Here is a 23,120-nt window from a genome sequence, read left to right as displayed (position 1 = left end):
CGACCGCCCTGCTCCGGCGCCGCCCGCACGGGGGTCAGTCCCGGGGCGGGCGCAGGCGTGTGACGAACTTGTACCGGTCGCCCCGGTAGAGCGAGCGCACCCACTCCACCGGGTGCCCGTCGCCGTCGAAGCTGTGCTGGCAGTGCAGCACCAGCGGCAGGCCCACGTCCACGCCCAGCAGCCGCGCCTCGTTGGGCGTGGCCAGGACGGTCTCGATCGAGGCCTCCGCCTCGGCCAGGGAGACGTCGTAGGCGCTCGCCAGAGCCTCGTAGAGCGACGCGTAGCGGTCCAGCTGCCGACGCAGTCCCGGAAAGCGCCGCGCGGCCAGGTGGGCCGTCTCCACGGCCATCGGCTCGCCGTTGGCCAACCGCAGCCGCTCGATGCGCAGCACGCGCCCGCCGGAGCGGATGGCCAGCAGCTCGGCGAGCTGGTCGTCGGCGTTGATGTAGCTCACGTCCAGGATGCGCGTGGCGGGGTGCAGACCGTGCGCGCGCATCTCCTGGGTGTAGCTGGTCAGTTGCAGGACCTGTGCCACCTTCGGCTTGGCCACGAAGGTGCCCTTGCCCTGGATGCGCAGCAGACGGCCCTCGACCACCATCTCGGTGAGCGCCTGGCGCACGGTGGTCCGCGAGGTGCCGAACTGGGTCGCCAGGGCGCGCTCCGGGGGGACCGGGTTGCCCGCGGGCATCGCCTCGATCAGTTCCAGGAGCTGCTTCTTCACCTGGTAGTACTTCGGCACCCGGGGGTTGCCGTCCAGTGTGCGCTGACCAGTCATCAGTCTCCTTCGCCGAGTCCCGCGCTTGCCGCACAACCCTCCCGGTGTGGTCGGCACGGCGGGGGTGGCAGCCGCCGATTGGTGTGGACCACTGGTCGAGTGCGTACCTCTTGAGTATGCACGCCTTCATGGGATGATTTGTGAGTGCCTCACCTCAGTGATCTCATCTGGCGACACACGTCACTCAAGCAGGCCGACCTGGAGTGGTTCCACTCCCTGGTCTCGGACTGGCAGCTCCTGGCGGACCTGTCCTTCGCCGATCTCGTGCTGTGGGTGCGTCTGCGCGAGGACGACGGCTGGGTGGCCATCGCCCAGATGCGTCCCACCACCGGGCCCACCGCCTTCCAGGACGACCTGGTCGAGACCGTCCTGCGCGACGACATGACCGATGTCACGTCCCGTTCGGCGCCGCGCGTGATCGGGCGCAGGGCCCTGATCGACCGCGCCTGGGAGGAGGGGCGCATCTGCCGCGACGGCGACCCGGACTGGTCGGGCGGTGTCCCGGTGCGCGAGGAGACCATTCCGGTGCGCCGCCAGGGCAACCTCATCGGGGTCATCCAGCGCAGCACCAACCTCAGCTCGGCGCGCACGCCCAGCCGCCTGGAGCTGACCTACCTGCAGAGCGCGGGCGACCTGGCCCAGATGATCGCCGAGGGCGCGTTCCCGTTCAGCGACCAGGGGCCCCTGATGGTGCGCTCGCCCAGGGTCGGCGACGGGCTGCTGCGCCTGGACCAGAACGGCGAGGTGGTCTACGCCAGCCCCAACGCCCTGTCGGCCTACCGCAGGCTCGGCCTGACCGCCGACCTGGTGGGGGCGCGCCTGGACCGCACCACGCTGGAGCTGGCGGCCCCGGGCGAGGCGCGCGACGAGGCGCTGACCTACACGGCGAGCGGCCGGGCGCCGCAGGAGGCCGAGGTGGACGCGCGCGGGGTCACCGTGCAGCTGCGCGCCATTCCCCTGGTCATCGACGGGGTGCGCATCGGCGCCCTGGTGATGGTGCGCGACGTCACCGAGCTGCGCCGCCGCGAGCGCGAGCTGATGACCAAGGACGCCACCATCCGGGAGATCCACCACCGGGTGAAGAACAACCTCCAGACGGTCGCCGCCCTGCTGCGCCTCCAGGCGCGGCGCCTGGACGTGCCCGAGGCGCGGGCGGCGCTGGACGAGGCGGTGGGCCGGGTCGGGTCCATCGCGATCGTGCACGAGATGCTCTCGCACACCCCCGACGAGGTGGTGGACTTCGACGACATCGCCGACCGGGTGATCCAGATGGCGGCGGAGGTCTCCTCCACGGGCACCGCGGTGGTGCCGCGCCGGATCGGCGGTTTCGGCCTGCTGAACGCTCTGGTGGCGACACCGCTGTCGATGGTCCTGGCCGAGCTGGTGCAGAACGCCGTGGAGCACGGCCTGGGACAGGGGCCGGGGCGGATCGAGGTGCGGGTGCGCCGGTTCGACGCGCAGCCGGGCTACCCGGGGCCGAGCAGCCTGGAGCTGGCCGTCTCCGACGACGGCGGGGGGCTGCCCGAGGACTTCGACCTGGAGGGCACCACGAGCCTGGGCCTGCAGATCGTGCGGACCCTCATCGTGGGCGAGCTGGGGGGAACCCTGGCGATCAAGCCCAAGGAGAGCGGCGGGACCGAGGTGGCGATCAGCCTGCCTCTGGAGCACGAGGAGGGGGAGCTGCCCTGAGACGGGGCTCGCGCGGACCACGCGCGGGCCCGCTCCGAGGGGTCGGCGGAAGCACCGGCCCGCGACGGCCCCGGGCGCCGTCCCCGCCGCGCCGCGCGGGGACTCCTCGGGGCCTTCCGGAGCTCCTCGGGGCCTCCCGGGACTTCTTGGGGTCTTCGGGGAACCCTCGGGGCCCTAGCGTGTGCGGGGCCTCAGCTGCGGACCATGGTGCGGTAGGCGCTACCGCGGCGCTTCTTGAGCGCGCGCCGCTCGTCCTCGCTGGTACCGCCCCAGACGCCGCCGTCCTGGCCGCTCTCCAGGGCCCAGCGCAGACAGGCGGAGCTGACCGGGCAGCGGTTGCAGACCGCCTTGGCCTCTTCGATCTGGATCAGTGCGGGGCCGAAGTTCCCGATGGGGAAGAAGAGTTCGGGGTCTTCGTCACGGCAGGCTGCGTCATGGCGCCAGTCCATGCGGTCCACTCCTCACGGTGAGGCGATCGGGGGCTTGTGAAGCTTTTCACGATCTTGTGCGCGTCCGTAACGGGCGAAGGGCGCCCGATGGATGGATTCCATCGGAAGGGGTGTTCGGGCCGAGGGCCGTCCAGGTTTCATCCCACGGCCATGTGGGAAGCGCCCCAATTAACTCGCCTGTAACTCGCGGCGATAACTTGAGCGTGACAGGATCGTTCGGCCCATGCAAGAGCTGCCGAGGCCAAAGGTCCTGTTCGGCGTGTCGGGTGCGTCACAGTGGCTCGGAATGGCGTCTTTCGGCGCAATTAACAGACGATTCGTAATGCCTTCGGTACAGAGTGGAAGTTGACCTGTTCGCGGTCTCCCAGGTATTCGCCGTCGATTTGGAAGGCCCTGGGGTGGGATGACGTGATCTGGAGAGAGTCCTGGTCATGCCACGTCACGTAGCCGTCCCCACGTGCGGGAAGGCCTTTGGGGAAGAACATTTGGGAAAGGATCCACCCCGTGAGCGCGTGCGAGGAGTGGGTCAGCGCGAAAGCGTCCAGGCCCAGATCGAAACGCGAGGACGGGGTCGGCTGAAGCGGCAGCGCCCCCGCGTAGGTCCAGGGCGTGGTGTTGGTGACGAGCGCGAAATACGCCCCCACAAGGGACCTTCCGTGGCTGACCACGCTTAGTGACGGATCGCGGATATCCCCCTGGAAGAACAGCTTTACCGCCACTTCCGCGTACAGCGCGGGAGTGGCCTTGCGCCCGTTGGCGCGCTCGTTCTCCACCTGCTGGACCACGTCGGCGTCCCAGCCGAAACCAGCACAGAAAGTGAAGTAGCGGTCGTCCTGGTCGCTGGTGATCCGGCCGAGGTTGATCTCGCGCTCGCGGCCCTCGCGGACCGCCTCCAGTACGACGCCGGTGGCCTCCACCGGGTCGCCGGGCACGCCCAGGGCGCGGATGAAGACGTTGGCGCTGCCGCCGGGGATCACCGCGTAGCGGGGGCGCCTGAGCCCCTCGGGGGTGGTCAGGAGGCCGTTGACCACCTCGTTGACGGTGCCGTCGCCGCCCAGGCTCAGCACCAGCTCGTATCCGTTCCCGGCCGCCTCGCGGGCCAGCTCGCCCGCGTGGTCGCGGTACTCGGTCTCGGACACGGTGACGTCCAGCTCCGACGCCAGGGCGCCCATGATCACCTCACGCGTGCGTGACGTGGTCGTGGTGGCCTGGGGATTCATGATGAGAAGGGCGCGCACCACGCCAGTCTAGGGCGTAACTCCCGGGGCCCCCGCTCCGCTTCGGCCCGCCCGTAGCCCGCCGCCGCCCTCAGGGGACGCCGCGCGCGGCGCTCCTCCCGCGCGGGCGGGCGCCGTGTGTGCGAAGCCGGGGCCGAGGGGAGGGACCCCCGGAGCGCGTATAGGCTCGTCAGGTGTCTTCGCGTCCCGTCACCATCGTCATCGCCGCCGCCTTGGAGGCCCTGATCGGGCTGGCCGCCGCGGCCAGCGGGGTCTACAGCCTGTTCACCGCGATCACCGGTCGGGCCAGCGACCTGACCAGCGCGATCCCCCTGACCGCCCTGGGGCTGGGCGCGGGCGCGCTGCTGGTCTTCGTCGCACGCGGGCTCTGGCAGCTGCGGGACTGGGCGCGCACGCCGGTGTTCGTCACCCAGCTCTTCCTGGCCGTGGTGGCCTACTACATGTTCACCAGCGAGCAGTACGCGTTCGCCGCGGTGCTCGCGGCCGTGGCGGTGTGCGCCTCCGCCGCCGTGCTCTCGCCGCCGACGACCGCGGCGCTCTTCCCCGACGAGCGGGGGAAGTAGCGCCGCGGCCGCCCGCGGCGACCGCTCGGGTGTCAGTCGTCGGTGGTCAGCGCCTGGCGCAGCTGCGCCAGGGTGCGGGCCAGCAGACGGGACACGTGCATCTGCGAGATCCCCAGCTCCTGGGCGATCTGCGACTGCGTCATGTTGCCGAAGAAGCGCAGCAGCAGGATGCGCTTCTCCCGCGGCGGAAGCTGCTCCAGGAGCGGCTTGAGTGACTCCCGGTACTCCACGCCCTCCAGGGACTCGTCCACGATGCCCAGTGAGTCGGCCACCGCGGGCGCGTCCTCGTCCCCGCTGTCGGGCGCGTCCAGCGACACCGTCGAGTAGGCGTTGGCGGACTCCAGGCCCTCCAGCACCTCCTCCTCGGTCATCTGCAGGTGCGCCGCGAGCTCGGCGACGGTCGGGGAGCGCCCCTCCCGCTGCGACAGGTCGCTGACCGCCTTGGTGAGCGAGAGCTTCAGCTCCTGGAGGCGGCGGGGAACCCGCACCGCCCAGCCCTTGTCGCGGAAGTGCCGCTTGATCTCACCGACGATGGTGGGGGTGGCGTAGGTGGAGAACTCCACCCCGCGCTCCAGGTCGAACCGGTCGATGGACTTGATCAGCCCGATCGTGGCCACCTGGGTGAGGTCGTCCAGCCACTCGCCGCGGTTGCGGAAGCGGCGGGCCAGGTACTCCACCAAGGGCAGGTGGAGCTCCACCAGCTCGTCGCGGATCCGCCGGCGCTCCTCGGAGTCCGCCTCGAGTTCGCCGAGGCGCTCGAACAACTCTCTCGCGCGGGCCCTGTCGGGCACCGCGTGCTCGGTCTTCGCTGTCAGAGCGGGCCCCCTCTCGCTCACGCCGACTCCAGTGTGCCGCGGCGTTTGTACAGGACGATGTGGACACGGTCGTCCGGTCCGACCCCCGCGTCGACCTCTCCCGCGAGAGCGGACAGGACGGTCCAGGCGAAGGTGTCGCGGGCGGGAAGGCGCCCGTCCGCGGTGAGCACCGAGACGGAGATGCGCATCCCGTCGGGGGTGAGTTCGAATTCCGTGGTCAGTTCCGTGCCCGGCAGCGCCTGGGAGAGGAGCATGGCGCAGGCCTCGTCGACACCGATCCTCAAATCCTCGATCTCGTCGAGGGTGAAGTCCAGTCGCGCGGCCAGACCCGCCGTCGCCGTCCGCAGAACGGACAAGTAGGCGCTGTCCGCGGGCATGTTGACGGTGACAGCGTCCCGGACGCCGATGGCGTCGGCCGTGGGCACAGCGGTTTCTTCGGTCACGTCCCTCCTTCGGGGGGCGGGGTTGCCGCTTGAGAGCAATGTATCTGGTTTACCCTGCCACTGACGCAGGGCGAACGGATCGTGTCCACACGATCCGGGGCGAAAGGCCGGACGGACGGCCGGTCTCAGGGCTCCTCGGAGCCCAGTGCGTCCAGCGCGCCGCCGTCCAGACGGCGGACCGTCCACCCGTCCATGGGGTGCGAGCCCAGGGACTCGTAGAACCGTATCGAGGGCTCGTTCCAGTCCAGTACCGACCACTCCAGCCGGGTGTAGCCGCGCTCCACGCAGATCCGCGCCAGGGTCCGCAGCAGGGCCAGGCCGTGTCCCCGACCGCGCGCCCCGGGGCGCACGTACAGGTCCTCCAGGTAGATGCCGTGCCTGCCGGTCCAGGTGGAGTAGTTGCGAAACCACAGCGCGAACCCGACGACCGGGCCGTCCCCGTCCTCCTGGGCCACGTGCGCGAACACCGCCGCGTCCGGTCCGAAGAGGGCGGTGCGCAGGTCCTGCTCGGTGGCGACGACCGCGTCCGGCTCCTTCTCGTACTCGGCGAGTTCGCACACCAGGGCGTGGATGACGGGAACGTCGTCGGGACGTGCGGGACGGATCATCGGACCACCTCGGGCGCGCGGCGGGGACACGGTCGCCCCCAGGGTATGCGCTGCGGCGGGGCGCCCCCGCGCTACGGGCCCGCTCAGGGCCGGTGGGCGACCACCCGCTCCACCAGTCCCAGGAACAGCCGGTCGTGGTGGACGACCTCGAACCCGGCCTCGACGGCGACCTCCCGGGGCAGGCGGCGCGGGTTCTCCCGGCGCCGCTCCAGCAGCCGCCCCGGCATGCGGGCGTACTCGATGTGGTCGACCATCAGGAGCCTGCCGCCCGGCGTCAGCACGCGGTACATCTCCGCCAGGGCGCGCGCCTGGTCGGGGACGGCGCACATCGCCAGCGTGCACAGGACGGTGTCGAAGGCCCGGTCGGGGAAGTCCAGCTCCTGGGCGTCGCCCTCCACGAAGCGCACGGCCCTGCCCAGCTCCTCGGCCCTGTCGCGGGCGCGTTCGAGCATGCGCGGGCTGACGTCGACGGCGGTGAGGCGCACCTGCGGCGGGTAGTGGGCGAGGTTGCGGCCCGTCCCGACCGCCACCTCCAGCGTCTCGCCGCGCGCCCCGGCGCACAGGATCTCGCGGGTGCGGCGCATGGCGGGGCTCTGGAAGCGCTCGCTGTGCTCGCAGTAGGCGGCCATGCGGTCCCAGCGCCTGCGTGTGTGGTCCGTGCGAGCGTCCATGTGCCTCTCCCGAGCGGGGCGCGTACACCACGACTCTGGCGACGCGCCGCCGCGCGGTCAAGGGATCCGGGGGTGTTTCCCCGGCCGGTACCGGCCGCCGCGCCCGGGGGCGGGGTCGCGGCGGCCCCCCGGAGCCCTCAGAGCACCTTGGACAGGAACGCCCGGGTGCGCTCCTGGCGCGGGTTGGAGAGCACCTCGGCGGGCGTGCCCGACTCCACGACCAGGCCGTCGTCCATGAAGACCAGGGAGTCGCCGACCTCGCGGGCGAACCCCATCTCGTGGGTGACGACCACCATGGTCATCCCGCCCCGGGCCAGGTCGCGCATGACGTCCAGGACCTCACCGACCAGCTCCGGGTCCAGGGCGCTGGTGGGCTCGTCGAACAGCATCAGCGACGGTTCCATGGCCAGCGCGCGGGCGATGGCCACGCGCTGCTGCTGGCCGCCGGAGAGCTGGTCGGGGTAGGCGTCGGCCTTGTCGGGCAGGCCCACCCGCTCCAGCAGCTCCATGGCCTTGGCGTTGGCCTGGCTCCGGGGGATCCGCTTGACCTGCACGGGCGCCTCGGTGATGTTGCCCAGGACGCTCAGGTGCGGGAACAGGTTGAAGCGCTGGAAGACCATGCCGATGTCGCTGCGCTGGGCGGCGATCTCGTTGTCGCGCAGCTCGTAGAGCCTGCCGCGCTTTTGCCGGTAGCCCATCAGCTCGCCGTTGACCCACAGCCGTCCGGCGGTGAGCTTCTCCAGGTGGTTGACGCAGCGCAGGAACGTGGACTTGCCCGACCCGGACGGGCCGATCACGCACATGACCTCGCCGCGCCCGACCTGGAGGTCGATGCCCTTGAGCACCTCCAGGCGGCCGAAGCTCTTGCGCACGTTCTCCGCCACGACGAGCGCGTCGGCGGGCAGCGTGGCGCCCTCGGCGGTCTCCACGACGCCCGGGTCCTTCGTCTTGTCGCTCACCTGTGCGCCCCTCCGGCGATGCGGTCGCGGATACTGCCGTACTGGCCGGGGTTGAACCTGCGTTCGAGGAAGTACTGGCCCACCATCAGGACGCTGGTGATGGCCAGGTACCACAGGCACGCGGCGACCAGCATCGGGAAGATCTGGTAGGTCCGGGAGCCGATGGCCTGGAGCTGGTAGAACAGCTCGATGGTCACCGGCACGTAGGCCAGCAGCGCCGTGTCCTTGAGCATGGCGATGGTCTCGTTGCCCGTGGGCGGCACGACCACCCGCATCGCCTGCGGCAGGGTGATCCGGCGCAGGACCCGGCCCTTGCCCATGCCCAGCGCCTGCGCGGCCTCGGTCTGGCCCTTGTTGACCGACTGAAGGCCCGCGCGGATGATCTCGGCCATGTAGGCGCCCTCGGACAGCGACAGGGCCAGCAGGCCGGCGGTGTAGCCGCTCAGCACGGTGCGGGTGTCGATCTCGAAGAAGCGGGCGTCGCCCTCCAGGCCCAGCCACGGCATCCAGTAGTTGTCGAAGGGCAGCCCGAACGCGATGGTCTGGTACAGGATGGCGATGTTGCCGAAGAGCACCGCCAGCACCAGGCGGGGCACGCCCCGGAAGAACCAGGTGTACAGCCAGGAGACGGCCACCAGGACGGGGTTGCCCGACAGCCGCATCACCGCCAGGACGATGCCCAGGACGACGCCGATGACCATCGACAGCACGGTGGCGCTGAGGGTGATCCACACGCCGCGCACGACCGGCTCGGAGAACATGTGGTCGAACATGAACGGCCAGTTGAAGGCGTCGTTCGTGAACAGCATGTGCACGAACATGGCCGCGAGGACGAGGATGACCCCGGCGGCGACCCACCGCTCGGGGTAGCGCACGGGGACGGCGGTGACGTGGTCGGCCGGACGGCCCGGTGTCGAGGTCTTCGACACCGGGCCGTCCGTCGGTTCGGTCGGTGAGGACAAGGGTCGGTCTTTCGCTCAGTGGGTGTCGGTCGGCCTGCTCACTCGGCGACGTCGGGGTTCACCTCGGCGGACTCCATGCCGCCGGAGTCCACGCCCCACTCGCCCAGGACCTCGGCGTAGGTGCCGTCCTCGATGAGCGCGTTGAAGGCGGCGGCCACGGCCTCGGCCAGCTCCGCGTCCTCCTTGTTGGTGAGGATGCCGTAGGGGGCGGCGTTGTACTGCTCGCCGATGAACTCCAGGACGCCCTCGCCGGTCTGCTCCAGAGCGTAGGCCGAGGTCGGCATGTCGGCGAGCGAGGCGTCGTTGACGCCGGAGACGACCGTCTCGGTGGCCAGCGGCTGGCTCTCGAACTTCTGGATGGTGATGGCGTCCTCACCGGCGTCGACGCAGGCCGCGCTGCGCTCCTCGATGTCGGTGTCGTGCGTGGTGTTGGACTGCACCGCGATCCGCATGCCGCAGGCGTTGTCGGGGTCCACGCCCTGGGGGTTGCCCGCCTGGGCGAACCACTGGGTGCCCGAGGAGAAGTAGCTGATCATGTTGACCTGCTCCATGCGCTCCTCGGTGACCGTGAAGGAGGAGGAGCCCAGGTCGTAGGTCCCCGTGTCCACACCGATGATGATGGAGTCGAAGGCGGTGGGCTCCCACGTCGCCTCCAGGCCGAGCTTGGCCAGGGCGGCGTTGACGAGGTCCACGTTGAAGCCGAGGACGGTCTCGCCGTCGGCGTCCAGGTACTCGCCGGGCGGGTAGGAGGCCTCGACGCCGATCGTGACGGTCCCGGCCTCGGCGACGTCGGCGGGCACGAGCGCGGCGAGCTCCTCGTCGACCTCGACGGAGGGCGCCTCGGGGGCGGCCGACTCCTCCGCGCCTCCGCCGTCCCCGCCGCCGCAGGCGGTCAGCGCCAGGACGCCGGCGAGGGACAGGGCGCCGAGGGCGAACGGCGTGGGCAGGGACTTGTGCAGAGCCATCGCGGGGTCTCCTTCGGGGGCGCGTAACGCCTGGTGGGGGCGGGTTCGTGACCCGACCGCCCGAGCCGGAACGACATTCAGGACAATCTTCTTTTAACACTCAGAAGCCGGTGCCGTCCCATCGTGCACACCCGCGATGTTCCTGTGGTCACCGTTGTGAGAGGATTGCGTAACGGGTCATCCCCGTGAGAGGCGGCCGCGCAGCAACTCGTATAGGAGTCCGGCGAAGAACGACTCTCCCCGGCGACACCACCGGTCATGGCCGACCGGCGCCGAGGAGGGCCCCCTAGCAATCGTCACGTCTTCGCGCGCGGTCCGCACCACCGCCAGGTCCGCCCCCGTCATGGCCGACGGCGGGTGGAACACGCAAGACCTGAGGGGTTTTCAGCCGTGACCACTGTTTCGCGTTCCCAGAACCCGCGTCGTGACGACGATCCCGCCTTCGCCATGCACCGCGGCGGCAAGCTCCACGTGACCTCGTCCGTGGACGTCCGCGACCAGGAGGGACTCTCCCTCGCCTACACCCCCGGCGTCGCCCGCGTCTGCGACGCCATCGCCGAGTCCCCCGAACTCGTCGACACCTACACCTGGAAGAGCAACCTGGTCGCCGTCGTCACCGACGGCACCGCTGTCCTGGGCCTGGGCGACATCGGCGCCGAGGCCTCCCTGCCGGTCATGGAGGGCAAGTCGCTGCTGTTCAAGCAGTTCGCCGGTGTCGACTCCGTGCCGATCGCGCTGGGCTGCACCGGGGTCGACGAGATCGTCGAGACCGTCGTGCGCATGGCGCCCTCCTTCGGCGGGATCAACCTGGAGGACATCTCCGCGCCCCGCTGCTTCGAGATCGAGCGGCAGCTGCGCGAGCGCCTGGACATCCCGGTCTTCCACGACGACCAGCACGGCACCGCCATCGTCACCGTGGCCGCGCTGCGCAACGCCGCCCGGTTCACCGGGCGCACCCTGGCCGACCTGCGCGCCGTGGTCTCCGGCGCGGGCGCCGCGGGCGTGGCCGTCACCAAGATGCTCGTCGACGGCGGGATCGGCGACATCGCCGTGGCCGACTCCAAGGGCATGATCTACGAAGGCCGCGAGGGCCTGACCCCCGTCAAGCGGGAGCTGGCCTCCATCAGCAACCGGGCGGGGCTGCGCGGGTCCATCGAGAGCGCGCTGGAGGGGGCCGACGTGTTCATCGGCCTGTCCGCGGGAGAGGTCCCCGAGTCCGTGGTCGCCACCATGGCCGACGACGCGATCATCTTCGCGATGGCCAACCCCAACCCGGAGGTGCACCCGGACGTCGCCCGCAGGCACGCGAGCGTGGTCGCCACCGGGCGCAGCGACTTCCCCAACCAGATCAACAACGTCCTGGCCTTCCCGGGCGTGTTCCGGGGAGCCTTCGACGCGGGGGCCACGGACATCACCGAGAACATGAAGCTGGCCGCCGCCACCGCGCTGGCCGACCTGGTGGGCGACAAGCTCTCCGCCGACTACATCATCCCCAGCCCCTTCGACGAGAGGGTGGCCCCGGCGGTCGCCGCAGCGGTCGCCGCCCAGGCCCGTGAGGACGGCGTCGTCCGCGGCTAGGGACCCGGACACGACGGGGCCCGGAGGGCGCGCCCCCGCGCCGCCCTCCGGGCCCCTCGCCGTACGGGTCTACCTGCCGTCGCCGGGGTCGTCGACCGCCTCGCTCCAGGGATCGGCGGACGGCCTCGGACGCGTCCCGCCCTCCGGAGCGGGCCCGTCCTCGGCGGGCCCCGGCCGCTCGGTGGCGGCGGGTCCCTCCGTGGTGGTGGGCTCCTCCTTCCCCGTCCCGGGGGCGGTCCCCTCCCCGGCGGGAGCGGTCCCGTCGGCCCCGTCCCCGGTTCCCTCCGCTCGGTCGGCGGGCGGGCCCCAGCGCCGCACGTCCCGGCGGATCACCTCGACCGTGTCGTCCAGGATGCGCCGCAGGTCGGTGGCGGCGGCCTCTCCGACGTGTCCCGCCTCGCGGACCACGTCGCGCACGCGGTCGCCGAAGTCGTGCAGCGCGCGCTCGAACTCCGGGCCCTGCGACGGGCGCTCGGAATCGCGCCTGCCGCCCCAGGCGGCGCCGAACGCGCCGAAGCCCTGCGTGAAGCGCTCCCACTCGCGGGACCAGCGCGAGCCGTCCTCGCAGCCCGGCCCGGACTGCTCGCCGCGCTCGCCGGACTCCTTCCCGGACGCGTCCGACCCCTCCCCGCTCCGACCGGCCTCCTCCGAGGCGGTGGAGTCCGCGGTCCCGGCGGCCTCAGCGGTCCCGGCGGGTCCGCCCGGGGCCTCGGTTCCGGAGCGGCGCGCGCCCCCGGAGGCGAACTTGAGCTCGTCGCGCAGCGAGCTGATCGTCGCGCGCACGTCCTGCTTGACCGCGCGGGCGATGTCGCGCACCGAGTCGGTGATCTCCCGCTCCAGGTCGTTCAGGTCGTTCTCGCGCTCGCGCAGCTCCTCGCGGCCCTTGTCGGTGAGGCTGTAGACCTTGCGTCCGCCCTCCTCGGTGTGGGTGACCAGCCCCTCCTCCTCCAGCCGGGCCAGCCGGGGGTAGATCGTGCCGGGAGAGGGCGAGTACACGCCGAGGAAGCGGTCGCGGAGCAGGCTGATGATCTCGTAGCCGTGCCGCGGGTTCTCGTCCAGCAGCTTGAGCAGGTACAGCCGTAGTCTGCCGTGGCCGAAGATGGTGCTCATTCAGGCCCCCTCGGGGATCGCGGCCGGCGCCTCGGGCGCGCGCCGCAGCAGCGCCGTCCGACCGGACGCGGAGTTGGTGGTGATGGAGGCGGGATCGACGCCGCTGCCGATCCTCCCGCTCAGGATCGTCCTGGCCGGGGCGCTGCGCCGGTCCAGCCCGAAGTCGGACTTGGCGGGCGCCGCCGCGGTGCGCAGCTCCACGGTCGCCGAGGTCTCGGAGGGCACCCGCAGGGCGATCTCGCCCGAGACCGAGGTGAGCCGGACCCGTCCCGCCGGGGCGACGCCGGTGTCGACCAGCAGCTGACCGGAGACGGTCTTGGCGCTCAGCGCGGACAGCCGTCCGCCCGCCACCGCCAGCTGGCCGCTCACGCTGTTGAACTTGAGGTTGCCGTGGGGGTCGCGCACGGCGGTGCTCCCCGAGACGGTGTTGATCTCGGTCTCGCCCGAGACGTCGTCCAGGGTGATCTCCCCGGTCGCGGTCCGCAGCTGACTGCGGGCGCTGAGCCCGGCGGCGACGATCGGCGCGCTGGCCGTGGTGACCTCGACCGGGCAGTCCTTGGGCAGCCGCAGGTTCACGGTGGCCCTGCGGTGCTGCACGCTCTTGTAGCTGTTGAGCTGGACCGGCCGCAGCCGGTCCAGGAACCCCTGGCCGGTGAGGTCCTCGTAGTGGATGGTGAGGATGCCCGCCTCCTGTGTGACCAGGAGGGGTTCACCGACGATGTCGGTGACCTCGAAGGTGACCGGGTCGTCGGTGGGAAGAATGTTGACCTGGCCTCCGATGATCCGGACCCGCAACGCGACGATGCCGTCCAGGGTCTGGGTCATCGGCCTGTCGATGGTCCAACGTGCCATCGTGCTCGGCCCCTTTCGCTCGCTCCGTGGTCTCACGATATGTCGCGTCTGCGGCGAACTCAAGATATGTCGCGGGTTCGCGGGGTGTTTCAGGGAGACCTCCGGGCAAACCCCGAGGCCGCCGCGGGCGGTACCCCGGGCACGCGAAGGGGCCCGGGTCGCGCTGACCCGGGCCCCACAGGCGGTCCCTACTCGTCGTCCTCGTCGTCCAGCCGCGCCAGCCACGTGGCCAGCCGGTCGACCGGGGTCTCGAACTCGGGGTTCATGTCGGTGAACGCCCGCAGCTGCTCGGCGAGCCAGGCGAAGCTGACCTCCTCGCCGCCGCGGCGGTTCTCCAACTCCTCGATTCCGCGATCGGTGTAGTACACGCTCTTCCCTCTACGTGCTCGCAGGCTCGCACCGGGGCTCGGGGCGCGGAGAACCGGGCCCTCCGTCGTCGCCGGCGCCTTGCTCGTTCCTCGCTGGCGGCGCCGACTCCTGTAGGACCCGGTACGCCCCTCGCCTCTTCCGGCCGCTAGTCGGCGGGCGGGAAGACCGTGTCCACCAGTGCCCGCTGCTCGGCCTCGTGGCGCTTGGCCGAACCGGCCGCGGGCGCGGAGGAGGCCGGACGCGAGATCCGGGTGAACGGGCGGTCCAGCTGCTCGGAGAAGACCAGCGCGACGAAGGGCCACGGGCCCATGTTCGCCGGCTCCTCCTGCACCCACAGGACCTCGCCCGCGTTGGGGTAGGCCTTGAGCTGCTCGCGGATCTCCTCGATCGGCAGCGGGTAGAGCCGCTCCGCCCGGATGATCGCGGTGTGCTTGTCACCGCTCTTGCGGCGCGCCGCGTCCAGGTCGTAGTAGATCTTGCCCGAGCACAGCACCACGCGCCGCACCTTGTCCGGCGCGATCGAGTCGTCCTTGATCAGCGGCTCGAAGTGGCCCGAGGTGAAGTCCGCGGCGGCCGAGGTGGCGGCCTTCAGGCGCAGCAGCGACTTGGGCGTGAACACCACCAGCGGGCGCTCCAGCGGCGACTTGGCCTGCCAGCGCAGCAGGTGGAAGTAGCTCGCCGGGGTGCTGGGGTGGGCCACCGTCATGTTCTCCTGCGCGCACTGCTGCAGGAACCGCTCGATGCGGGCGGAGGAGTGGTCCGGCCCCTGGCCCTCGTAGCCGTGCGGCAGCAGCAGGGTCACGCTGGAGCGCTGTCCCCACTTCTGCTCGCCCGCGCTGATGTACTCGTCGATGATGGTCTGCGCGCCGTTGACGAAGTCGCCGAACTGCGCCTCCCACATCACCAGGGCGTCGGGACGGGTCAGCGAGTAGCCGTACTCGAAGCCCAGGGCCGCGTACTCGCTCAGCAGGGAGTCGTGCACGTGGAACCGGGTGATGCCGTCGTCGAACTGCTTGAGCGGCGTGTGGGTCTCGCCGGTCTCGCGGTCCATCAGCGTGGCGTGGCGCTGGCCGAAGGTGCCGCGGCGGCTGTCCTGGCCGATGAGGCGGACGGGGTGGCCGTCCAGCAGCAGCGACCCGAAGGCCAGCAGCTCACCGGTGGCCCAGTCGATCGCGTCGGTCTCGACCATCGTCGCGCGGCGCGAGAGCTGGGGGGCCAGCCGCGGGTGCGGCGTGAAGCCCTCGGGCAGCGACACCTGGGTGTCGATGACCCGCTTGACCGTCTCGGTGCTGATCGCCGTCTCGACGGCGGAGTGCTCCAGGCGGCCCTCGGTGAACACCTCGGGCTTGACCACGGCGCCGGGCTCGATCGGCTTCTTCTCGACCTCGCGGGTCTCGGTGAAGGCCCGCTCCAGCTCCGACTGGTAGTCGCGCAGCGCCGACTCCGCCTCCTCCACCGTGATGTCGCCGCGGCCGATGAGGGCCTCGGTGAACAGCTTGCGGGTGGAGCGCTTGGCGTCGATGACGTCGTACATCAGCGGCTGGGTGAAGGCGGGGTTGTCGCCCTCGTTGTGGCCGCGGCGCCGGTAGCAGACCAGGTCGATGACGACGTCCTTGTTGAACGCCTGGCGGTAGGCGAAGGCCAGGTGCGCGACCCGGACCACGGCCTCGGGGTCGTCCCCGTTGACGTGGAAGATCGGCGCCTGCACCATCCGCGCCACGTCCGTGGCGTAGACGCTGGAGCGGCTGTCGGACGGCGAGGTGGTGAAGCCCACCTGGTTGTTCACGATGACGTGCACCGTGCCGCCGGTCCGGTAGCCGCGCAGCTGCGACAGGTTCAGCGTCTCGGCGACCACGCCCTGCCCGGCGAACGCGGCGTCGCCGTGGATGAGGATCGGCAGGACGGTGAAGCCCTGCGGGCCCTTGTTGAGCACGTCCTGCTTGGCGCGGACGATGCCCTCGGCGACCGGGTCGACCGTCTCCAGGTGGGACGGGTTGGCGGCCAGCGAGATGCGGATCTTCTGGCCGTCGTGGGTCTCGAAGGTGCCCTCGGTGCCCAGGTGGTACTTGACGTCGCCCGAGCCGTGCGCGCTGCGCGGGTCGAGGTTGCCCTCGAACTCACCGAAGATCTGCGCGTAGGACTTGCCGCAGATGTTGGCCAGCACGTTCAGGCGGCCGCGGTGGGCCATGCCGATGACGGCCTCGTCCAGCTCGGCCTTGGCGGCCTTGGAGATCACGCCGTCCAGCAGCGGGATCAGCGACTCGCCGCCCTCCAGGGAGAAGCGCTTCTGGCCCACGTACTTGGTCTGGAGGAAGGTCTCGAAGGCCTCGGCGCTGTTGAGCCGGTGCAGGATGTGCAGCTGCTCGTCGCGGTCGAGCTTCTCGTGCTCGCGCTCGACGTGCGCCTGGATCCACTCCCGCTCCTCCGGGCTCTGGATGTGCATGTACTCGATACCCACCGTGCGGCAGTAGGTGTCGCGCAGCACGCCCAGCACGTCGCGCAGCTTCATGACCTGCTTGCCGCCGAAGCCCCCGGTGGGGAACTCGCGGTCCAGGTCCCACAGGGTGAGGCCGTGTTCGAGCACGTCCAGGTCGGGGTGCTTGCGCTGCTCGTGGTCGAGCGGGTTGGTGTCGGCCATCAGGTGGCCGCGCACGCGGTAGGCGTGGATCAGCTCCTGGACCCGGGTGGTCTTGTCGAGCTGGGTGGCCTTGTTGACGTGGATGTCCTGCACCCAGCGCACCGGCTCGTAGGGGATGCGCAGCGAGTTGAAGATCTCGTCGTAGAAACCGTCCTCGCCCAGCAGCAGCTGGTGGATCCGGCGCAGGAACTCGCCGGACTGCGCACCCTGGATGATGCGGTGGTCGTAGGTGGAGGTCAGCGTCATGACCTTGCTGATGCCCAGCTCGGCCAGGGTGTCGGAGGAGGCGCCCTGGAACTCGGCCGGGTACTCCATCGCGCCCACGCCCAGGATGGTGCCCTGGCCCGGCATCAGGCGCGGGACCGAGTGCACGGTGCCGATGCCGCCGGGGTTGGTGAGGCTGATGGTGGTGCCCTGGAAGTCCGGCACGCCCAGCTTGTTGCTGCGGGCCTTGCGGACCAGGTCCTCGTAACCGCTCCAGAACTCCGTGAAGTCCATCTCGTCGGACTTCTTGATGGAGGGCACGACCAGCTGCCGGGAGCCGTCGGGCTTCTGGAGGTCGATCGCCAGGCCGAAGTTCACGTGCTCGGGCTTGGCGACACCGGGCTTGCCGTCCACCTCCACGTAGGAGTGGTTCATCTCCGGCAGGGCCTTGAGGGCCTTGACCATGGCGTAACCGATGAGGTGGGTGAAGGAGACCTTCCCGCCACGGCCGCGCCGGAGGTGGTTGTTGATGACGATGCGGTTGTCGAAGAGCAGCTTGACCGGCACCGCGCGCACGCTGGTGGCGGTGGGCAGGCCCAGGCTCGACTCCATGTTGGTCGCGGTCCGCGCGGGTGCGCCGCGCAGACGCTCCTGCTTGACCTGGAGGGCCTCGTCCTTGCCCTCCTTGTCGTCCTTGCTCTTCGGCTTGGCGGACGGGGCCGGGGCCGCGGGGGCGGTCGGCTTCTTCTTAGGGGCGGAGGCCGCGGGGGCCTTCTCGCCCTGCGCCTTCGCGCCGCTCCCGCCCTTCGCGCCAGCAGTCTCCGCGGGCTTGTAGTCCGCGAAGAAGTTCCACCAGGCCTTGTCAACGGAGTTCGGGTCGTTCAAGTACTTCTGATAAAGCTCCTCGACCAACCACTCGTTGGGACCGAAATCTGTCAGGGGTTGAGACGCCTCAGACGACACGGCGGAGATCGCCCACTTCCGCAGCTCGCTTGTGAATGTGTAGGAAGACGGGTGGCTGCTGGCAAGGCGGGCTCAAGAAACGAACGCGGGAGCTGTTCCGCGCATACGGAGAAGCATCTGGCCTGGCCAGCACTCGTCGGGTACAAGGCTACTTGTACCGGCCTCCGCACGGGGAACGCTGACCGTGTGGAAACTAGGAGATAGGTAACAATCTTTCACATCGACACTGCCACTACGTGCGAGTAACAAAGCCCAGAGTCGCGAGAGCGCCTGATTTGCGGGGTTTTGCAGGGGTTTCACGATGTGAAGTTGTTGGCCGCGTCCGGCCACGCCGGATGTGGCGTGTAACACGGTGCTCCTCGGGGAACCGGCCGGGGCGGTCCTCCGTCGGAGGGGGTGCGAGCGGCCGGGCAGGACGGCCGGGCTCCCTCCGCCGGTCTTCCCAGCGGGCGGGAGGGGCCCGGGCCCGGCCGCGAACGCTCTTTCCCTCGCGCGCGGACGCGCGTTCGCTGGTGAAACGCCGGTGACCGGTGCCGAGGATGTGCGGATCTGTGTGCTCTCCGGAGTTCTCCCACGCGGGAGGCCCCCTCGTGTCTACGATCCTCGGAACCGAGGACGCGACGGGCGGGGAGGCCATGAGGGGTCTGGGTGAACTGGAGGCGGCCATCATGGACGCGCTGTGGCGGTCCGAGGAGCCGATGTCCGTGCGCCAGGTCCGCGAGAACATGGTCTACGACCGCGACGTGGCCTACACGACTGTCATGACGGTGGCCAACATCCTCTTCACCAAGGGGCTGCTGGACCGGGAGAAGACCGGCCGCGCCTGGACGTACTGGCCGCGCGAGTCGCACGCCGAGTACACCGCGCGGATGATGGACGAGGTCCTCAGCACCGGGCCCGACCCCGGCGCCACCCTGCTGCGCTTCGTGGAGCGCTTCAGCGACGAGGAGGTGGCGCGCCTCCACCGCGTGCTGGCCCAGGCCCGGGACCGGCGCGGCGTCGCCAGCTAGCGGGGAGCCCGCCGGACACGTCCTAGGAGCGGGTCAGGGTGCGCACGCTGCGCGAGGAGACCGCGGCCAGGGTGGCCAGCAGCGTCAGCGAGGCCACCAGCACCAGGGCCGGGGCCGGGCCGAAGCGCTCGGCGAACGGGCCGATCGCGACCTGCCCGAGGGGCATCGCCACGAACGAGCCCAGCGCGTCGTAGGAGTACACCCGCGACAGCTTCTCCTTCGGCACGTTCTCCTGGACGGCGACCTCCCAGGCCACGTCGAACTGCTGTACCGCCACGCCCGCCAGGAACATCGCGGCGAACAGCACCGGCAGCGGCGAGGGTCCGGTCAGGGCCAGGAAGGGCACGGCGTGCGCCGTCATCAGGGCCGTGCCGTAGACCAGCGCCCGCCGCGGCTGCCAGCGGGCCGCCAGCACGCCGCCCGCCAGCAGCCCGACGCTGTTGGCCGCCATGAGCAGGCCCCACGCGGTCCGGCCGAAGGTCTCGTCGGCGATGCCCGGACCCAGCACGGCCGTGGCCGCCGACCAGCCCGCGTTGACGACCATGAACTGGAGCACGATGATCCAGACCCAGGGCCGCGACACGAACTCGCTCCACCCCTCCCGCAGGTCGCGCAGCACGTTCGCGTCCCCGGTGTCCACCGGCCCGTCCGCCCGGGCCGCCCGCACGGACAGGAAGGCCGCCCCGGCGCAGGCGAACAGCGCCGCGTCCGCCGTGATCGCCCAGCCCGCGCCCAGCAGACCCACCACGACGCCGCCCGCCGACATCCCCAGGAACATCCCGCCCTGGACGCCCACGCCCATCGCCGCGTTGGCCTGGCGCAGCAGCTCCCGGGGCACGGTCTGCGGTGTCAGAGCCGCGGAGGCGGGCAGGTTCACCGCCGCGGCGGCGCCGTTGACCAGGCTCAGCGCGATCATCAGCGGCAGCGAGGCGGTGCCCGTCAGCAGGAGCGCGCCCAGGGCCGCCTGGGAGAACGCGGCCAGGGCGCACCCGCCCTGGAGCACCAGCGCGCGCGGCAGCCGGTCGGCGATGACGCCGCCGAGCAGGAGCAGCGCCACGTTCGCCACCGAGCGCGCGCCCACCACCAGTCCCACGCCCGTCAGCGAGCCGGTCACGTCCAGCACGGCGAAGGCCAGCGCCACCGACGCCATGCCGTTGCCCAGGGCCATCAGGGTCCGGCCCGCGACCAGTCCGCGGAAGGCCGGGTGCCCCAGCGGGGCGGTCAGTCCCGCGCCCGCGCCGCCTGTGCGCGCCATGGCCCCCCGTCCCCGCTCGTCCGAACGGCAGCGACGATCCCGTTCCGGCCTCGGGGGTGTCAACGGGTTTTCGCGCGGTGCCCGGGACCCGGGCTAACCCAGCACCCAGCTGCGGCCCTCGGCGGCCAGCTTCTCCACCAGGGTGGCGCTGTCGTGCTCCTTGGCGAACAGGTGCTCGGGGCGCGTGATCGGCACGATCCACAGCCACCGCACGGGGTCGCCCTGGAAGGACAGCCCTGCGGTGTCCGGCGGCCGGTGCTCGGGGCGGGTGACCAGGGCGGAGGGGTCCTCCAGGAGCAGCACGGCCCCCGCGCCGCCGCGCATGGCCCGGTCCTCGGGGTTGTCCAGCCACTTGACGGTGTGCCCGGTGCCGAACCAGGTCACCGCCCGCCAGGGGAAGGCGCCGATCCACCGGAAGACGCGGGCGGCGTGGTGCGCGGGCAGCGTCGTGGCCAGGGCCAGCTCCACCCGGGCGTGCTGTGAGGTGTTGGCCATGTAGCGGTCCAGGGTGGGCATGCGCTGACCGCACATCCCGACCGTGGACAGCACCGTGTACGGGCGGTCCGCGGTGGGCGGGCGCTCCGACACGCGCAGCAGCGGCGGGTGGCCGTCGGAGACGTCCCAGTAGTGCCCGGGCTCGCCCACGTTGCGGTTGAGGTGGCTGAGCACCGTGCGCTGCACGCTGCGCCAGGCGCCCGAGGCGCGCCGCCAGTCCCAGTAGGCCTCGGCGTGCACCACGCGCGGCCACAGCTGCCCGCGCACCGAGTCCAGCTCCCAGGCGTAGGCGCTGCGGCCGATCGCCTCGCGCGCGTACCCCGGCAGCCCGCTGTCGGCCTCCGCCCAGCCCGGGATGACGGCCAGCAGCCCCTCCTCGTCCACCAGGGCGACCCCGTCGCCCTCCTCGAACCACACGGCGCGCAGGCGGTCGGGGTCGAAGCGGGGGCGGCCCTGCGGGTGCTTGGTGTAGGCCTCGGGCATGAGCGGGGCCCGGCCCTCGTACAGCCCGCCGGACTCGCTCGTGCGCGGCGCGATCTCGTGGTTGGCCAGCCACACCGGGACGCGGATGCGCCCGCGCGCGTCCAGCAGGTAGGCGGCCGTGGTGTGGGAGTCACACTCGACGACGACGCGTCGGCTCTGGTACGGGCTGATCTCGTCGAGCAGGACGTCGATCCCTGTCACCGGCCCTCCCACACACCGATCCCCGGTCGTCGTAGCCGGACGGACCCGTCAGGACCGTCCGCGCAGTGCGTAGAATCGACGGTAGTGCCCTGACAGGCGGAGCTGCACCGCGGCGGCGTATAAGTCGTATAACGACACGTTCCCGCCGCCGTCCGCGCCCGGGCGCCAGACCACCGACTCCACTTCCTACGGACTGTGTATGCCCGCCGAGCTCACCTTTGTCGCACCCCGTCGTGCCAAACCTCCCCGGCACCTGGCCGACCTCAGCCCCGACGAGCGGGCCGAGGTCGTCCGCGAGCTGGGGGAGAAGCCCTTCCGGGCCAAGCAGCTCGCCCAGCACTACTTCGGCTCCCTGGTGTCGGACACCTCGGCCATGACCGACCTGCCCGCCTCCTCCCGGGAGCGGCTCGGCGAGGCGCTGCTGCCCACCCTGCTCACGCCCGTGCGCCACATCACCTGCGACAACGGCATGACCCGCAAGACCCTGTGGAAGGCGTTCGACGGGGTGCTGTTCGAGTCGGTGCTCATGCGCTACCCGGACCGCGTCACCCTGTGCATCTCCTCCCAGGCCGGGTGCGGCATGAACTGCCCGTTCTGCGCCACCGGCCAGGCGGGCCTGACCCGCAACCTCTCCACCGGGGAGATCATCGACCAGGTGGTCGCCAGCGCCCGCGACCTGGCCGACGGCGAGGTCGCCGGCGGCCCGGGCCGCATCAGCAACATCGTGTTCATGGGCATGGGCGAGCCCATGGCCAACTACAAGCGCGTGCTCCAGTCGGTGCGCCGCATCACCGACCCCGTCCCCAACGGCCTGGGCATCTCCCAGCGCGGGGTCACCGTGTCCACGGTCGGCCTGGTGCCCGCGATCAACAAGCTCATCGACGAGAGGATGCAGGTCCGCCTCGCGATCTCCCTGCACGCCCCCGACGACGAGCTGCGCGACGAGCTGGTGCCCATCAACACCCGCTGGAAGGTCGACGAGGTCCTGGACGCCGCCTGGCGCTACGCGGGCACCACGGGCCGCCGGGTCTCCATCGAGTACGCGTTGATCAAGGACATCAACGACCAGGCCTGGCGGGCCGACCTGCTGGGCAAGCTCCTCAAGGGCCACCTGGTGCACGTCAACCTCATCCCGCTCAACCCCACCCCGGGGTCCAAGTGGACGGCCTCGCGTCCCGAGGACGAGCGCGAGTTCGTGCGGCGGCTGGAGTCGCACGGGGTGGCGGTGACCGTCCGCGACACCCGCGGACAGGAGATCGACGGCGCGTGCGGGCAGCTCGCGGCGGCCGAGAACTGACCGGCCCGCCCACGGCGCCCGGGAGCACGGGGTGATCGAGACGGCGCTGGCCTTCGCGGTCGCCCTCGTCTCCGGGCTCGTCCCGGTCCTCAACATCGAGGTCTACCTGGTGGGCGCCGTCATCGCGATGGACGACGGCGCCCTGGTCGCCATGGCGGTGGCGGCCGGGGTCGGGCAGACCCTGGGAAAGCTGCCCTACTACTACGCCGGGCGCGGGACGCTCTCCGCGCCGTGGATCCGCCGCAGGAGCGCCACGCCGGGCAAGTGGGCCGCACGTGCCGAGGGCTGGCGGCGCAGGGCGGAGGAGCGGCCCGCCTGGGGCGCGGGCCTGGTGGCGGTGAGCTCCTTCGCCAGCGTCCCGCCGTTCGTGGTGGTGTCGGTTCTGGCCGGGGTGGTGCGGATGAACGTCGTGCTGTTCGCCCTGATCACCTTCGTCACCCGCACCGCGCGCTTCCTGGTCGTGGTGTTCGCACCCGCCTGGGGGCTGTCCTTCCTGCCCTGAGCGCGGTCCGCACCTCCCGCGGCCCG

At 71.2% G+C, this 23,120-nt stretch carries 22 protein-coding genes; 6 read left to right on the top strand and 16 right to left on the bottom strand.

The window, feature by feature from the left end:
- Positions 1-34 precede the first annotated feature (34 nt).
- Positions 35-775 (bottom strand): GntR family transcriptional regulator, encoded by a 741-nt coding sequence (locus tag EV372_RS04745; protein WP_013154702.1) that lies wholly within the window; start codon positions 773-775, stop codon positions 35-37.
- 144 nt (positions 776-919) lie between these two features.
- Between EV372_RS04745 and EV372_RS04740 the strand changes: the two genes are divergently transcribed.
- Positions 920-2,464 (top strand): sensor histidine kinase, encoded by a 1,545-nt coding sequence (locus tag EV372_RS04740; protein ID WP_019608063.1) that lies wholly within the window; start codon positions 920-922, stop codon positions 2,462-2,464.
- Positions 2,465-2,655: 191 nt separating this feature from the next.
- Here the strand turns inward: EV372_RS04740 and EV372_RS04735 are convergent, their stop codons facing one another.
- Both EV372_RS04735 and EV372_RS04730 read right to left on the bottom strand, forming a co-directional pair.
- The gene (locus EV372_RS04735; protein ID WP_013154700.1) at positions 2,656-2,913 is read right to left on the bottom strand and encodes a WhiB family transcriptional regulator; all 258 of its coding nucleotides are present in this window, start codon (positions 2,911-2,913) and stop codon (positions 2,656-2,658) included.
- 305 nt (positions 2,914-3,218) lie between these two features.
- Positions 3,219-4,151, bottom strand: a complete 933-nt coding sequence (locus EV372_RS04730) for a diacylglycerol/lipid kinase family protein (protein WP_130395011.1) — start codon at positions 4,149-4,151, stop codon at positions 3,219-3,221.
- Between the two features lie 173 nt (positions 4,152-4,324).
- Here EV372_RS04730 and EV372_RS04725 point away from each other — a divergent pair, with 173 nt between their 5' ends.
- On the top strand, positions 4,325-4,714 hold the full coding sequence (locus EV372_RS04725) for a hypothetical protein (protein ID WP_071622652.1): 390 nt from the start codon (positions 4,325-4,327) through the stop codon (positions 4,712-4,714).
- Between the two features lie 32 nt (positions 4,715-4,746).
- On the opposite strand, the gene EV372_RS04720 is transcribed toward EV372_RS04725, so the two are convergent.
- The 7 genes from EV372_RS04720 to EV372_RS04690 form a co-directional block, all read right to left on the bottom strand.
- A complete protein-coding gene (locus EV372_RS04720) occupies positions 4,747-5,505 on the bottom strand; it encodes an RNA polymerase sigma factor SigF (RefSeq protein ID WP_061080583.1) in 759 nt (252 codons plus the stop codon).
- Between the two features lie 41 nt (positions 5,506-5,546).
- Positions 5,547-5,972: an ATP-binding protein gene (locus EV372_RS04715; RefSeq protein ID WP_013154696.1), complete on the bottom strand. Its 426-nt coding sequence runs from the start codon at positions 5,970-5,972 to the stop codon at positions 5,547-5,549.
- Between the two features lie 125 nt (positions 5,973-6,097).
- The gene (locus EV372_RS04710; protein ID WP_130395010.1) at positions 6,098-6,580 is read right to left on the bottom strand and encodes a GNAT family N-acetyltransferase; all 483 of its coding nucleotides are present in this window, start codon (positions 6,578-6,580) and stop codon (positions 6,098-6,100) included.
- 83 nt (positions 6,581-6,663) lie between these two features.
- Entirely contained in the window at positions 6,664-7,251 is a 588-nt protein-coding gene (locus EV372_RS04705) for a class I SAM-dependent methyltransferase (RefSeq protein WP_130395009.1), read from the bottom strand.
- 137 nt (positions 7,252-7,388) lie between these two features.
- Positions 7,389-8,210 (bottom strand): amino acid ABC transporter ATP-binding protein, encoded by an 822-nt coding sequence (locus EV372_RS04700; RefSeq protein ID WP_308210319.1) that lies wholly within the window; start codon positions 8,208-8,210, stop codon positions 7,389-7,391.
- Positions 8,207-9,172 carry an amino acid ABC transporter permease gene (locus tag EV372_RS04695; protein ID WP_130395008.1) on the bottom strand — a complete coding sequence of 322 codons (966 nt, stop codon included), beginning with the start codon at positions 9,170-9,172 and terminating at the stop codon, positions 8,207-8,209. The genes EV372_RS04700 and EV372_RS04695 overlap by 4 nt, the downstream gene beginning before the upstream one ends.
- 38 nt (positions 9,173-9,210) lie before the next feature.
- Positions 9,211-10,137 (bottom strand): ABC transporter substrate-binding protein, encoded by a 927-nt coding sequence (locus tag EV372_RS04690; RefSeq protein WP_130395007.1) that lies wholly within the window; start codon positions 10,135-10,137, stop codon positions 9,211-9,213.
- A 447-nt stretch (positions 10,138-10,584) separates the two neighbouring features.
- On the opposite strand from EV372_RS04690, the gene EV372_RS04685 reads away from it, so the two are divergent.
- Positions 10,585-11,715, top strand: a complete 1,131-nt coding sequence (locus EV372_RS04685) for an NAD(P)-dependent malic enzyme (protein ID WP_049800314.1) — start codon at positions 10,585-10,587, stop codon at positions 11,713-11,715.
- Between the two features lie 69 nt (positions 11,716-11,784).
- Here EV372_RS04685 and EV372_RS04680 read toward each other — a convergent pair whose 3' ends face one another.
- From EV372_RS04680 to EV372_RS04665, 4 genes are all read right to left on the bottom strand, one after another.
- Positions 11,785-12,825 carry a helix-turn-helix transcriptional regulator gene (locus EV372_RS04680; protein ID WP_130395006.1) on the bottom strand — a complete coding sequence of 347 codons (1,041 nt, stop codon included), beginning with the start codon at positions 12,823-12,825 and terminating at the stop codon, positions 11,785-11,787.
- Positions 12,826-13,677: a DUF4097 family beta strand repeat-containing protein gene (locus EV372_RS04675; RefSeq protein WP_165435961.1), complete on the bottom strand. Its 852-nt coding sequence runs from the start codon at positions 13,675-13,677 to the stop codon at positions 12,826-12,828.
- Positions 13,678-13,865: 188 nt separating this feature from the next.
- Positions 13,866-14,045 carry a DUF6104 family protein gene (locus tag EV372_RS04670; RefSeq protein WP_013154687.1) on the bottom strand — a complete coding sequence of 60 codons (180 nt, stop codon included), beginning with the start codon at positions 14,043-14,045 and terminating at the stop codon, positions 13,866-13,868.
- A 146-nt stretch (positions 14,046-14,191) separates the two neighbouring features.
- A complete protein-coding gene (locus EV372_RS04665) occupies positions 14,192-17,851 on the bottom strand; it encodes a multifunctional oxoglutarate decarboxylase/oxoglutarate dehydrogenase thiamine pyrophosphate-binding subunit/dihydrolipoyllysine-residue succinyltransferase subunit (RefSeq protein ID WP_130395005.1) in 3,660 nt (1,219 codons plus the stop codon).
- Between the two features lie 635 nt (positions 17,852-18,486).
- Here EV372_RS04665 and EV372_RS04660 point away from each other — a divergent pair.
- Positions 18,487-18,861 (top strand): BlaI/MecI/CopY family transcriptional regulator, encoded by a 375-nt coding sequence (locus EV372_RS04660; RefSeq protein ID WP_130398757.1) that lies wholly within the window; start codon positions 18,487-18,489, stop codon positions 18,859-18,861.
- Positions 18,862-18,883: 22 nt separating this feature from the next.
- Here the strand turns inward: EV372_RS04660 and EV372_RS04655 are convergent, their stop codons facing one another.
- Both EV372_RS04655 and EV372_RS04650 read right to left on the bottom strand, forming a co-directional pair.
- The gene (locus tag EV372_RS04655; protein WP_130395004.1) at positions 18,884-20,116 is read right to left on the bottom strand and encodes an MFS transporter; all 1,233 of its coding nucleotides are present in this window, start codon (positions 20,114-20,116) and stop codon (positions 18,884-18,886) included.
- A gap of 93 nt (positions 20,117-20,209) precedes the next feature.
- Positions 20,210-21,295, bottom strand: a complete 1,086-nt coding sequence (locus EV372_RS04650) for a suppressor of fused domain protein (RefSeq protein ID WP_013154683.1) — start codon at positions 21,293-21,295, stop codon at positions 20,210-20,212.
- Between the two features lie 199 nt (positions 21,296-21,494).
- Between EV372_RS04650 and rlmN the strand changes: the two genes are divergently transcribed.
- Complete coding sequence (gene rlmN / locus EV372_RS04645) at positions 21,495-22,592, top strand: dual-specificity RNA methyltransferase RlmN (protein ID WP_130395003.1); 1,098 nt, start codon at positions 21,495-21,497, stop codon at positions 22,590-22,592.
- Positions 22,593-22,623: 31 nt separating this feature from the next.
- Positions 22,624-23,094 (top strand): hypothetical protein, encoded by a 471-nt coding sequence (locus EV372_RS04640; RefSeq protein ID WP_130395002.1) that lies wholly within the window; start codon positions 22,624-22,626, stop codon positions 23,092-23,094.
- The last annotated feature ends 26 nt before the right edge of the window (positions 23,095-23,120 follow it).

The organism is Nocardiopsis sp. CNZ308, assembly GCF_004217075.1.
This window is presented reverse-complemented; position numbering and strand designations above follow the sequence as displayed.